The organism is Streptomyces ferrugineus, assembly GCF_015160855.1.
Taxonomy (GTDB): Bacteria; Actinomycetota; Actinomycetes; order Streptomycetales; family Streptomycetaceae; genus Streptomyces; species Streptomyces ferrugineus.
In genome coordinates, this window is sequence record NZ_CP063373.1 from 6,871,317 (window position 1) to 6,883,951 (window position 12,635).

General features: G+C 70.0%; 11 protein-coding genes. 4 read left to right on the plus strand and 7 right to left on the minus strand.

Annotated elements, in window-relative coordinates; all coding sequences use genetic code 11:
* Positions 1 to 61 precede the first annotated feature (61 nt).
* Positions 62 to 1,888, minus strand: coding sequence for a gamma-glutamyltransferase family protein (locus IM697_RS30875; RefSeq protein WP_194039375.1), 1,827 nt, complete (start codon positions 1,886 to 1,888; stop codon positions 62 to 64).
* A 242-nt stretch (positions 1,889 to 2,130) separates the two neighbouring features.
* On the opposite strand from IM697_RS30875, the gene IM697_RS30880 reads away from it, so the two are divergent.
* The 4 genes from IM697_RS30880 (at position 2,131) to IM697_RS30895 (ending at position 4,863) form a co-directional block, all read left to right on the plus strand.
* Positions 2,131 to 2,775, plus strand: a complete 645-nt coding sequence (locus IM697_RS30880; protein WP_194039376.1) for a TetR/AcrR family transcriptional regulator — start codon at positions 2,131 to 2,133, stop codon at positions 2,773 to 2,775.
* 9 nt (positions 2,776 to 2,784) lie between these two features.
* Positions 2,785 to 3,444: an ABC transporter ATP-binding protein gene (locus tag IM697_RS30885; RefSeq protein ID WP_194039377.1), complete on the plus strand. Its 660-nt coding sequence runs from the start codon at positions 2,785 to 2,787 to the stop codon at positions 3,442 to 3,444.
* The gene (locus tag IM697_RS30890) at positions 3,431 to 4,264 is read left to right on the plus strand and encodes a hypothetical protein (RefSeq protein WP_194039378.1); all 834 of its coding nucleotides are present in this window, start codon (positions 3,431 to 3,433) and stop codon (positions 4,262 to 4,264) included. Before IM697_RS30885 ends, IM697_RS30890 begins: the two co-directional genes overlap by 14 nt.
* 92 nt (positions 4,265 to 4,356) lie before the next feature.
* Complete coding sequence (locus IM697_RS30895) at positions 4,357 to 4,863, plus strand: nitroreductase family deazaflavin-dependent oxidoreductase (RefSeq protein WP_194039379.1); 507 nt, start codon at positions 4,357 to 4,359, stop codon at positions 4,861 to 4,863.
* On the opposite strand, the gene IM697_RS30900 is transcribed toward IM697_RS30895, so the two are convergent.
* From IM697_RS30900 to IM697_RS30925, 6 genes are all read right to left on the minus strand, one after another.
* Positions 4,855 to 5,775 carry a lysophospholipid acyltransferase family protein gene (locus IM697_RS30900; protein WP_407699557.1) on the minus strand — a complete coding sequence of 307 codons (921 nt, stop codon included), beginning with the start codon at positions 5,773 to 5,775 and terminating at the stop codon, positions 4,855 to 4,857. The two genes, IM697_RS30895 and IM697_RS30900, sit on opposite strands and share 9 nt — an antisense overlap.
* 120 nt (positions 5,776 to 5,895) lie before the next feature.
* Complete coding sequence (locus tag IM697_RS30905; RefSeq protein WP_194039380.1) at positions 5,896 to 6,576, minus strand: DUF1295 domain-containing protein; 681 nt, start codon at positions 6,574 to 6,576, stop codon at positions 5,896 to 5,898.
* Between the two features lie 65 nt (positions 6,577 to 6,641).
* Complete coding sequence (locus IM697_RS30910) at positions 6,642 to 7,811, minus strand: aromatic ring-hydroxylating oxygenase subunit alpha (protein ID WP_194039381.1); 1,170 nt, start codon at positions 7,809 to 7,811, stop codon at positions 6,642 to 6,644.
* Between the two features lie 73 nt (positions 7,812 to 7,884).
* Positions 7,885 to 10,611, minus strand: a complete 2,727-nt coding sequence (gene redH / locus IM697_RS30915) for an undecylprodigiosin ligase RedH (RefSeq protein WP_194039382.1) — start codon at positions 10,609 to 10,611, stop codon at positions 7,885 to 7,887.
* 19 nt (positions 10,612 to 10,630) lie between these two features.
* Complete coding sequence (locus IM697_RS30920; protein WP_194039383.1) at positions 10,631 to 11,722, minus strand: SAM-dependent methyltransferase; 1,092 nt, start codon at positions 11,720 to 11,722, stop codon at positions 10,631 to 10,633.
* The gene (locus IM697_RS30925) at positions 11,710 to 12,588 is read right to left on the minus strand and encodes a thioesterase II family protein (protein WP_194039384.1); all 879 of its coding nucleotides are present in this window, start codon (positions 12,586 to 12,588) and stop codon (positions 11,710 to 11,712) included. The genes IM697_RS30920 and IM697_RS30925 overlap by 13 nt, the downstream gene beginning before the upstream one ends.
* Positions 12,589 to 12,635: the final 47 nt, after the last annotated feature.

Below are 12,635 nucleotides of genomic sequence, written 5' to 3' on the forward strand. Positions count from 1 at the left end.
TGGCCGCCGGATGGCGTCGACGTGAATACGCGGGGCACGTATCAGCAGGTCGGAGACGCGTTCAGCGTCCGACCGCGTATCCCTGCATCCCCCGCGGGTTCGCCGCGGCCGACAGGATTCCGGTCTCCGGGTCCCGCGCGACCGCGCACAGCCGCCCCTCCGACCAGGCGTCACCGACGGTGACGTCGTGACCGCGCCGCCGCAGCTCCTCCACCACCCCGGCGTCCGTGCGGGACTCCACCGTCACGCTGCCCGGCCGCATGCCGCGCGGAAAGAAGGAACCGGGGAAGCTGTCGTTGTGCCAGTTCGGGGCGTCGATCGCGCCCTGGAGGTCGAGGCCGCCGCGGACCGGGCCACGCAGGGCGACCGCGAGGAAGAAGTGCGTCTGCCACTGGTCCTGCTGGTCCCCGCCTGGCGTGCCGAAGGCCATGACGGGCACGCCGTCGCGCAGCGCGATGGAGGGCGTGAGGGTGGTGCGGGGGCGGCGGCCCGGTGTCAGGGAGTTCGGCAGGCCCTCCTCCAGCCAGCTCATCTGCAGCCGGGTGCCGAGCGGGAAGCCCAGCTCCGGCACCACGGGGTTGGACTGGAGCCAGCCGCCGCTGGGCGTGGCCGCGACCATGTTGCCCCAGCGGTCGACGATGTCGAGGTGGCAGGTGTCGCCCCGGGTGCCGCCGTCGGCGGACACGTCGGGCTCGCCCGGCACCGGTGAGGTCGGTCGCTTGGCGACGGTCGGCTCGCCGACGCCCAGCACGTCGAAGCCGGGTTCGCCGGAGGCCACCAGGCCCGCGTGCGCGCACAGCCGTGGGGTGCGGCCGCCCGGGCTGCCGGGCCGCAGCTCGTGGGAGGCCTTGTCGCCGACCAGCTGACGCCGGGCGGCGTTGTACTCGTCCGACAGCAGCTCGGCCAGCGGCACCTCGGCCGCGTCGCCGTACCAGGCCTCCCGGTCGGCCATGGCCAGCTTGCAGCCCTCGATCAGCAGATGGACGTACTCGGCGGAGCCGTACCGCGGCAGCTCGGGCGGGAGCAGCGCGAGCTGCTGGAGGAGGACGGGGCCCTGGCTCCAGGGGCCGGCCTTGCACAGGGTCCAGCCGTTCCAGTCGTACGTGGCAGGAGCCTCGTAGGTCGCGGACCAGCCGGCGAGGTCGGCGGCCGTGAGGGTGCCGGAGTGCCGCTCGCCGCTGGTGTCCATGGTGGGGCGCCGGGCCTGCCGCACGAGGGCCTCGGCGATGAATCCGGAGCGCCACACCTCCCGCGCGGTCTCGATCTGCGCGACCCGGTCCCCGGCTCCGGCGACCTCGGCGAGCAGTCGCTTCCAGGTGGCGGCGAGGGCGGGGTTGCGGAACGGCTCCCCGGGCCGGGGCGGCTTCCCGTCCGGCAGATAGACCTCGGCCGACGAGGTCCACTCCGTCTCGAACAGCTCCCGCACGGTCTCGACGGTCTCGCCGACCCGCTCCACGGGGGCGTGGCCGTGTTCGGCGTACCCGATGGCGTACTCCAGCACCTCGGCGAGCGTCCGGGTCCCGTGGTCCCGCAGGAGCAGCATCCAGGCGTCGAAGGCGCCGGGCACGGCGGCGGCGAGCGGGCCCGTCCCGGGCACCAGCTCCAGGCCGAGGCCCCGGTAGTGCGCGACGGTCGCCCCCGCCGGCGCCACGCCCTGCCCGCACAGCACCCGCACCTCGCCGCCGGCCGGGGCGATGAGGATCGGCACCTCGCCGGCCGGACCGTTGAGGTGCGGCTCGACGACATGCAGCACGAACGCGCCCGCCACCGCGGCGTCGTAGGCATTGCCGCCGCGCTCCAGCACGGCCATCGCGGACTGCGAGGCCAGCCAGTGGGTGGAGGACACCATGCCGAAGGTGCCCTGAAGGGTGGGGCGGGTGGTGAACATAAGGCCTCTCACCTCACTGTTCGCGCACATCGGCCAGACTGATGGGCGCTCGGACCGGTCCTGCGGGGGATCCGGGGAACCCGGGATGTCCGGACCGGGGCTCTCCTCCCGCCGCTCCCCAGCAGGCTACCGATCACCCCGCGCCCCTTCTTCCTCGGCGTCGCCGACCGCACCGGCGCCGTCACCTTGGCTCTGGTGCCTGCCCTGGACGCGGCATTGAACGATTGTTTAGTATGCTGTACATGCGTTCAATCCTGGATGACCGGACCACTCGCGCGGTGATCCGCGACGAGGCTCTGCGGCTGTTCGCCGACCGTGGACCCGAGTCGGTGACCATGCGTCAGATCGCCGAGGCCGCAGGCGTGTCGGCGGGACTCGTGGTGCACCACTTCGGTTCGAAGGACGGTCTGCGCCAGGAGGTCGACGAGTACGTCCTGGCCGTGTTCGAGGCGATGCTGGGCGAACTGACCGGCGAGAGCGGGGCTCAGCTCCTCGATCCCCGCACCGGGGCGAGTTCCCTCAGCGAGGCGTTCGCCCGCCATCTCCCGGCCGGTTCTCCGCTGCCCGGCTACCTGCGCCGGCTGCTGCTGTCCGACACCGACGTCGGCAGGCGGCTCTTCCAGCGCCTGTTCGACCTCAGCAAGGCCGCACTGGGCGGCCTGGCGGCGGCCGGCCTGGCCGCACCCGGCCGGGACACGGCGGTCCGCGCGGCCTTCCTGCTCGCCAACGACCTGGCCGTCTTCCTCCTGCGCGACCGGCTCGCGGAAGTCCTGGGCGCCGACCCGCTGTCGGCCGACGGGGTGGCCCGCTGGGCGCCGGAGATGCTCAGCATCTACGCGGGCGGACTGAACGCATCACCGCAAGGAGACACAATCGAGAAAGGCTAGGAACCCTCCATGCCGGCCGGATCCACAGTCGTACCCTCACCGGTGCTCCAGGCCCACGACGTCCACAAGTCCTACGGCAGGCACCACGTCCTGCGCGGCGCCGACCTCACCGTCACCACCGGGCAACTCGTCGCCGTCGTCGGGGAGAACGGCGCCGGAAAGTCCACCCTGCTCAGGATTCTGGCGGGCACACTTCCCGTGGATCGCGGCGAGGTGTCCCTGTCCGGGACGCTCGGCTACTGTCCGCAGGAGCCCGTGCTCAACGCCGCCCTGACCGTCGAGCAGCATCTGCGCTACTTCGCCGCCGCCCACCGCCTGCCCGACCTGCACCGCGGCCATGAACTCGTGCGCCTCCTCGGCTACGAGCGCTACGCGCAGACCGCCGCCGGCGAACTCTCCGGCGGCACCCGGCAGAAGCTCAACCTCACGCTCGCCCTTCTGCACGACCCGGACGTCCTGCTCCTCGACGAGCCCTACCAGGGCTTCGACTGGGAGACCTACCTGCGCTTCTGGACCCTGGTGGATGATCTGCGCACCCGCGGCAAGGCCGTCGTGATCATCACCCACCTCGTGTTCGAACAGGACCGCTTCGACCTGCTCGCCGATCTCGCCGACGGCCGGGTCACGCCCCGCACGACGGTCGAGGAGGACCACCATGTCGGCGCCTGACACGACCGAACCGCGGGCCCTGTACGGGCAGTTCCCCACCGCACTGCGCTTCTCGGTGCGCGACCAGACCCGCAACCGGCTCGCCGGACTGCTGCTCGTGCTGTTCGTGCCCGCCTGGTACCTGCTCATGGACGCCCTCGCCTCGGGCGAGGTACTGGACTTCAAGCTGTACGCGACCGGCCGGGTCCTGCATGTCGACGGCGGCCATCTCACCCTGATCTCGGCGGGCCTCAACTCCGTCACGATGATCGCCGGGTTCGTCGTCTTCGACGCCGTGCGCAAGGCGCTCGCCTTCGACCGGCGGCTCGTCTTCGCCGGATACCGGCAGTCCACCCTCCTCGGCGCCAAGACCCTGGCCATCGCCGTGATCGCCGGCGCGATCGCCCTCTACACCGCGCTCGCGATCCTGTTCTTCTGGCGCCCGACGGTGGGCGGCTGGTTCGCCGTGCTCACCGGGTACACCGTCATCGCCCTCACCTACGGAGCCCTCGGCCTGCTCCTCGGCGTACTGGTCAAGCGCGACCTGGAGGGCTTCTTCCTCATCATCATGGGCGGGCTGATGGACACCTTCCTGCAGAACCCGCTGGGCAACCCGCTCGCCAACAAGCCCGTCCTGCAGTGGTTCCCGTCCTTCGGCCCCATGCAGTTCGCCGCCGGCGGCTCCTTCGGCCACACCGCACTGTGGGGCCACCTCGCCCTGGGACTGGTGTGGGCGGCCTCGTTCAGCGCCGTGGGGCTGGTGATCTTCCATATCAGGACCCGCAACCGCAACCGCCGCGCCGCGCGCGACTCCGCGAACGGCCTTGCCCGAGACCTTTAGACTATGCAAAGCTTTCCATGGACACAGAACTTCCGTTGTTTCGCTGCCAGTTGGCACAAGGGCCGCACCTCCGCGAGGCCAGGAAGGCGACAATGACGCAACACCGGAGCACGTCCCAGCGCCCCCAACCCCCCACCGGATGGCGGCGTCTGGCGTTCCGACTTCCCATCCGCCTGTATCGCGCCGGACTGGGACCACTGCTCGGCAAACGCTTCCTCCTCCTGCACCACACTGGTCGCAAGTCCGGCCGCGAACGCCAGGTGGTGCTCGAGGTGGTCTCCTACGACCGGGACACGCACACCTGGACCGTCGCCTCAGGCTTCGGTCCGAAATCCGACTGGTACCAGAACCTGCGTCATCGGCCGCAGGCCGCCATCCAGTTCGGCAGGCGACGCTTCTCCGTCAGGGCTCACTTCCTGTCACCCGAGGAAGGCGCCGACGTCATGGCCGAATACGCCCGTCGACACCCACGAGCCGCCCGCCGCCTGTCCTCGCTCATGGGCTTCCCCGTGGACGGCAGCGAGGCCGCCTACCGGCGCATCGGAGAGGCCACCCCGTTCGTGCGGCTCGAGGGCACGCCCCTGCCTTCCTCACCCTGACCAGAGCGAACCCCGTTCGCGCACCATCGCGGTCAGCGTTTCCTGGATGGTGTCGCGGACCTCGTCCGAGACCTTGTGGACGAACATCGGGTCCTCCAGGGCCTGAGGGGAATAGTGGTCGGTCCGGACCGGCTCGCCGAACCGGATCGTCCACTTGGTCGGCAGGGGTAGCGCGCCCAACGGGCCGAGCAGGGGGAACGTGGGCGTGATCGGGAAGTAGGGGAGGCCGAGGCGCCGGGCCAGGGGGCGGGCGTCCGCGATCATCGGGTAGATCTCCTCGGCGCCCACGATGGAGCAGGGCACGAGAGGGCTCCCGGTGCGCAGCGCGACGGCCGCGAAGCCGCCCCGGCCGAAGCGGCGCAGCCGGTACCTCTCGGCGAACGGCTTGCCGAGCCCCTTGTAGCCCTCGGGCATGACGCCGACCAGTTCGCCGCGTTCCAACAGCCGTAGTGCGCTGTCCATACAGGCGATCGTGTGGCCGGCCTTGCGGGCCAGTGTGCGCAGTACCGGCAGTTCGAAGACCAGGTCGGCGGCGAGCAGCCGCAGTGCCCGGTGCGCGGGGTGATGGTCGCGCACGGCGATCTGCAGCATGAGCGCGTCCAGCGGCAGGGTTCCGGAGTGGTTGGCCACGATGAGGGCGCCGCCCTCGGCCGGTATGTTGTCCAGGCCCTCCACATCGACGCGGAAGTACTTGCCGTACAGCTGCCGGAGAGGCGCCAGCAGGACGTCGTCGGTGAGTTCGGGGTCGTAGCCGAAGTCGTCCACGCCCTGCTCGTCGGTGAGACAGCGGTCGAGGAGGTCGCGTCCCCGGGCCAGGGCGAGCATGCCCTGGGCCACCGTCTCCATGAGCAGGTCCCGGGGGCTCACCCGGTCCTGCGGAGGCTGACCTTCTCTTTGGCCTGCCTCGTCCATAGGCCTCTCCTCCCGCTTGCGATGTGCGTGTGCAGACAGCCGGTGGCGTGTTTCGCCGTGCCTCGAACGCGGCGTTCGCGGCGCGGTCCCCGGCTCCGGAGAACCGCGCCGCGAACGCTCTCAGTAGACGAACGGCACCAGCTTGGCCGTCTTCTTGGAGTACTCCTGGAAGGCGTCGCCATATCGCTCGGCCAGGTACTTGTCGAGCATGGGGATGTTCAGGAAGGCGAACATGCACGCCATGATCGCCGGGATGACGAAGGCCCACGGACTGCCCGTCACCAGCGCGAACCCGGTGAAGAGCACGACATCACCGAAGTAGTTGATGTGCATGGAGTACTTGAACAAGCCCTCTGTGTAGAGCTTTCCCTTGTGCTCCGGCACCTGCTTCCACAGCTTGCGCTGGTACTCCGAGCCGGTGTTGAGGTACGACCCGACGAGGTAGAGCACGACGCCGAGCCAGGCGAACGCTCCCACGGAGGCGGCGTTGGTGCCGCCCAGGTAGGCCATCGTGCCGTGGATGATGACGACCCAGACGCCCACGGTCGCCGCCTCGGACCACTCCATGCTGCGCTTGAGCATGACGAAGGTCGTGGCGATGAACCGCAGCAGGTAGATCGCCGACAGGGCGAGAAGGAGTCCACGGCGGAGCAGCTCGGCGTGGTCGAGGTGGATGCCGAACCAGTCGGCCACGGTGTCCGTGCCGCCGAAGAGGAACCAGGCGGCTATCACCACGGCCGCGGTGTTGCACGTGGTCACCAGCGTCTTCGGGCCGATCGACGTGTCGTACCCGCCGTACATCTCTCACGCTCGCTTTCTGTTGGGGTGGGGGGTGGGAACCGAGGGGCGGGCAGGCGGATCCGCCCCTATGACCGGGCCTTGGCCAGGTTGCCGGTCCGGCTCCGGGATTCGGCGGTGCGCCTTCCGCGGGTGCCGTTCGTCCCCTTGGAACCGTTGCCGCCGGCCGCCCCCTGGCCGTCGTCCGGTTCGCTCACCGGGGCGTTCGAATGGGCCGCGGCCTCCGCCTTGAGCCGGTCGCGCATCTGCAGGAACTTGGCGTTCATCTCGTCGACCGCGATGAGCTTGTTCACACCGCGCTCGCTCACCTTGGGCTCCTGACGGAGCATGATGCCCACGTCCTGCGGGTCCTGGACGAGCCTCTCCATGAGCAGCGACGCCCGCAGCACCCAGGGCCGCAGCTGCTTGACCGGCACCATGGTCCGCAGCATCGGGTACTCGTACAGCCGCATGATCGCCAGGGTGTTCTCGTCGTCGATGGGGGTGAGCCAGGTGGTGATCTCCAGGAGCCCGGTCTTGACGTGCGTCAGTCCCGGTGCCTGGTAGATGAGGTTGAAGTGGGAGCTGTTCTCCGGATTGGCCTCCTCGCACTGGTCGAAGGTGGAGCGGATGATGGTCCCGTCGACCTCGACCTTGTGATTGACGATCTTGTTGGCGGCGAGGTAGCGGTCCCGGCCGTCCATCCAGAGGTTGCGCGCGGTGCCGTACATGAAGGTGTAGTCGATGTTGTTCGTCCAGTGATCCCGGTGCACGAAGGTCACGTGGTAGAACTCGAGCAGGCTCTCGATGTAGCGCGTGTAGTGGATGGGCCGGGTCCACGAAATCGTCTCGTAGGGCCGGGGATTGCTCACGAGTTCGGTCGGCAGTTCGATCGCCGGAAGGTCCTCCCGCTGGTCTCCCCACCACAGCCAGACCAGGCCGTGCTCCTCACGCACCGGGTAGGTCCGCAGCTTCAGGGAGGCGGGAATGCGCGCGTCGGTGCCCAGGGCGGGCACCACCTTGCAGGTGCCCTCGGCGTTGAAACGGAAGCCGTGGTAGGGGCATTCGACGGTGTTGCCCTTGAGCCGGCCGTCGGCGATGTTGGCGCCTTTGTGGGGACAGCGCGCCGTCTGGCACACGAGGTTGCCGTCGAGGTCGCGCCACAGGACGAGTTCCTCGCCCATGCGGCGCACCCCGGTGGGCTTGTCGCGCTTGATGTCACCGGTCTGCAGGATCGGGTACCACTGGTTGGGGATCATCCGGCTGTGTTCCTCTCGTCACCCGCACCGTGGTGAACCGGGCGCGGTGTACTGGCGGATGGGCGGCACCGGCTCAGCCTTCGACGACCTCGGCGACACCGGTGTCGCCGTCGACCATGACCATGTCGCCCGTGTTGATGCGCTGTGTGGCGTACTTGGTGTTGACCACCGACGGCACGTTGAACTCCCGCGACACGATCGAACTGTGGGAGAGCATCGATCCGACGTCGGTGACCACGCCGCCGGCGATGGCGAAGAGCGGTGTCCAGGAGGCGTCGGTGTAGCGGGTGACCAGGATCTCTCCCGGCTGGAACTCGTCCGCCTGCCAGACCAGGTCCTCCACGATGCGGGCCCGTCCGACGATCCGTCCCGGACTGGAGCCCAGTCCTTCCAGGCGCGTCCCGCCGGCCGCGGGTCGCACCGACCGGGTCGGGTCGTGCTCGCCGATGAACGTCAGGGGCGGCTCGGGCAGTCGGTTGTGGTAGTCGTGCGCGCGCCGACGCTCGTCCAGTTCCGCGCGGGAGAACGCCTCGCGGCCCGTGCGGGTACCGGCGAGGTAGGTCCGGACGTCGTCGAAGTCGAGGTACGCGACCTCGTCCAGGGAGTGCAGGACGCCTTCCGCGTGCAGCCTGCGCCCGACCTCGTACACCACGTTCCTGACCAGCCAGATCGACGTGATCATCGACATGCGCGTGGTCTCGCGCAGCTCGCTGCACAGGGAGTACATGGCGATGACCGTCTCCAGCGTCTTGCGCTGGGGCAGCGGCAGCTTCTCCAGCGCCGACCGGGCGTCGCCCTCCACCCGGGCCCGGCTGCGCCCCATGATGTCGTCGACGGAGAATCCGTCGGCGGCGTAGCGGCGGATCATCTGGAAGATGTACGAGGGGTCGTCGATCCAGCGCGGATGGGTGAGCTCCATCTCCTGCCGGCCGCGTGTGCCGTTGGCCCGCAGGAACGGTTCCATCTCGGCGTTCCAGAAGGCGCGGCCCTCGTCGTCGTCGCGCAGCCGCCGCGCGATCTGCTCCAGCGGCGCCTCGTCGATGATCTTCATGACCCGCGGCCGGGCCCTGGCGGCCTGGGCGACCTTCCAGATCTCCTGCGCGGATGCCACGGTCCGCAGGCTGGACATGTCGGTCTTGAGACGGTTCTGCAGGTTGTCGCCGTCGGCCCCGAGCCACTTCCGGCAGAGCTCCGTCAGGACTCCGTAGAAGCCGAACGCGTTGATGTAGTAGGGCATGTAGCCCACGTGTGCGTCGTGGAAGAAGTCGAGGTAGCGGATGAGCTCGGCGTTGAGCTCGCGGCGGCTCATCCGGGTGAGGTCCAGTCGCCGGGCACGGTCGAACTCGTACAGCCGGGTGGCGACCATCTCTTCGGCGCGGTGCTTCATGGTCAGCATCTCGGTGGCCGTCGACTGCGCCCAGTGGAGGGTGGACAGGAGGTCGTCGATGCCGCCGGGGAAGGTGCCGAAGGGGTTCTCGTAGCTGGAGAGGTCGGCCTCCTCGCTGACGAAACGGCTGGTGAAGTGGCGCTGGTCGCGCGTGGGCAGGCACTGGCCCAGCAGATAGGCGGTGTAGGAGATGTTCAGATAGACGTGGCCCTGGAGATAGCCCATGTGCAGGTCGACGTCGCCGGTGTCGCGGACGCCGAGGGCGGCGGCGCAGTCGCGGTGCACGTGCTCCTGGTAGTAGCGGGCGAAGCTCAGGCCCAGCGGTGACATCAGGCCAACGAAGATCTCGCCGATGTCCATCCTGGACCAGAGCGTGCCCTGCCGCACCGCGTCCGGCTGCGGTGCGACGTAGGGGCTGCGCTTCGCCTCGGCCGCGTTCTCCCGGGGCAGGGTGGTGATCGGCCTGGTCTGCAGCAGATACAGCGTGCCGTCCCGCAGGGCCCACTCGATGTCCTGCTCGGCGTCGTAGTGGGCGCGGACGTCGAGGGCGAGCCGGGCGAGCGCCGTGAGCTGTTCGCGTGTCAGGCACGGGGTGTTGCGGTCGGCGGCATCGACCTTGGTCATGCCGATGGTGCCCGGGGTCACGGAGGCGCACTTGGTCACCTTGTAGCGGACGCGCTCCTCGACCACCTCCAGCGTGCGGTCGTCGACGGCGAAGAAGTCGCTGGAGACCCGCCCGGACACCAGGCCCTCCCCCAGGCCGCAACAGGCCTCCACGACAAGCCGGTTGGGCTGTCCGCCGACCGGATCGACGGTGAACAGCACACCGCTGACGTCGGCATGGACCATCTCCTGCACGACCACGGCGATCGAGCCCGCGGAGCCGCTGTCCCGGTAGGCCGCGGCGCGGTCCGACCAGAGCGAGGCCCAGCAGGTCTTGACCGCCTCCAGCAGTGACTGGTCGCCTGAGACGTCCAGGACGGTGTCGTGCTGTCCGGCGAACGACTGGGCGGCGGAGTCCTCCCGGCAGGCGGACGACCGGACGGCGACCCGCGGGCGGCCCAGGTCCTCGTAGGCGGCGAGGACGGTCCGGGCGATGGACTCGGGCATCTCCCGGTCGACGATCAGTTCACGGATGGTCCGGCTGTCCGCGCCGCGCGCCTCGGCGGCGCGGATCTCGGCCGCCAGACCGGTCTCGCGCAGGAAGAGGTCGAACAGACCGGTGCTCAGACAGAAGGCGGGCGGGACCGGAAGGCCGGCTTCGATCATCTCGCCCAGCCGGGCGGCCTTGCCCCCGGCTGTCTCGACGGTGGCACCGGTGCGGCCGAGGGCGATCACCAGGTCCGCGTGCGGCGCCTGCGAGACCGTCGTGGCCGGGGCGGGGGCCGGGATGCTGTCGGTTCGGGTTTCCATGATGAGGTCTCCTGGCCTGTCAGGCGCTGTGGACGGGAGAGTTGGTGCCGACGAAGGCGCGGAACGGCTGACCGGGGATGATCCGCGTGGCCCGCACGTCGGTGAAGCCCGCCTTCTCCATCTGGGAGACCAGTTCGTCGGCCTGGGGCAAGGGGCCGCCGAAGTCGGCGTACGTGAACCAGAGGTTGAGCACGTCGAGGCCGAGGTTGCCGCCGCCCTGACACGACGTGGTGAGCAGCATCCGGCCACCGGGGGCGAGGAGGGACCGAGCCCGTTCGAGCGCCTCGACGCGCTCGGTCTCGGGGAAGTAGTAGATGTTGTTGTGGAGGGTGACCAGGTCGAACTGGGGCTGCAGGTCCAGCGTGCGCAGGTCTCCCTGGCGGGTCTCCACACGCTCGGTGAGGCCCCATGCGGCCATGTTGTCGGCGGCACGCGCGGCGACTTCCTGCTGAAGGTCGACGGCGACCGCGGTCAGCCGGGGGTTCGACTCGGCCGCGTATCGCACGTAGGCGCCCGTCCCGCAGCCGATCTCCAGCAGTCGGACCGGGCCCTCGCGGTCGAGCGTCCGGTCGATGGCCGCCTGGACCATTGAGCGCAGCGCCAGGGACGAGCGTGCGATGACGGTTCCGTCCTGGTCCTGAAGGGAGAAGCGGCGGCCGGCGGAGAGCATGCGGGGCGCGTCCAGCAGCACCGGCACATGGAAGCGCAGGATCTCCTCGAGGGCTGCGGCGACGGCGTCGTTCCCGGGCTGGGCCAGGAGCCTGGCCGTGGGGCTCTTGAGCCGGTAGCAGCCCTCGCGCCGACCCAACTCGCCCAGCCGGACGCCGGTTTCGAGCCAGGCCCTCAGCCGGGGACGGTCGTCCTCGGGGATGTCCAGGTACTCGGCGAGGCTCTCGAGGTCGCACGGGCGCACCGCCAGGCACCGCAGCACGCCCGAGCCCGCGGCGGAGGCCAGGAACGCCGCCCGGTACAGCGGGTTGACCAGTGCGGTCGACAGCGTCAGCAGCACCGGGTTGCGCGGGTCCGTGACGATCTTCGCCACGGTCAGCGCGTCCGTGAGCGGTTCCTCCACCCGGTGCTTGACGTTCCTGGCCAGGCTCAGCAGATCCATGAGGGTTCCCTCTTCGCAGTGGGGAGTCGGTCTGGCGCGTCCGGGGCCGGCCTGCCCGGCTCGTCGGTGAGCCGGGCGAGTTCGCTCCGTATCTCGCGCAGGAGTGACGGCCGCGAGAGGCCGCTGAGGAAGAAGTGGTCGCCCTCCAGGTGGTGGTGGAGGAGGGAGCCGCTGGTGTACGACCGCCACGCCTCCACGGAGGGTCGCGGCGCGATGGGGTCGCGGGTGGCCGAGAACGCGGTCATGGGACAGTCCAGCGGGGCCCGCGGTACCCAGCGGTACTCCTCGCACACCGTCAGGTCGGCGCGCAGCACCGGCAGTCGACGGTCCAGGTAGGCGCTGCCGATGGTGTGGTCGTCGCCGAGGCCGCCGAGGGCGGCCACCAACTGCCGCAGGTCCGCGTCGGACAGCGTCCGGTCGTCGCGGTCGCCGTAGAGGTGGGGCGCCCTGCTCCCGGACACGAACAGGTGCCGAGGGGCGCTGTGTCCTCGATCGCGCAGCTCGCAGGCGACCTCGTAGGCGAGAAGCGCGCCCATGCTGTGGCCGAACAGGGCGTAGTCATGGGCGAGTTCACCCTGAACCAGCGCTTCCGCGATATCGCGGACCAGTGGTCCCATGGCGGAGTAGGGCCTCTCGCGCATCCGCAGACCGCGACCGGGCAGCAGGACGGGGACGACCTGCACGCCCGCACCCAGCGGGGCGTCCCAGCCGCGGTACACGGAGGGAGTGCCGCCCGCGTACGGGAAGCAGATCAGTCGTAGCGGCGCGGCATGAGCTCCACTCGCGGGCGTGAGCCCCGGGAACCAGCCGACGGCGGGTGGCCGCGGGGCCGTGGCGGGCCCCGGCGGCCGCTCGGTGATGGGCACGTGGATCCTCGCAGTCCTCGGTCGTCGCTGTTCGTGGGTGTTGGGGG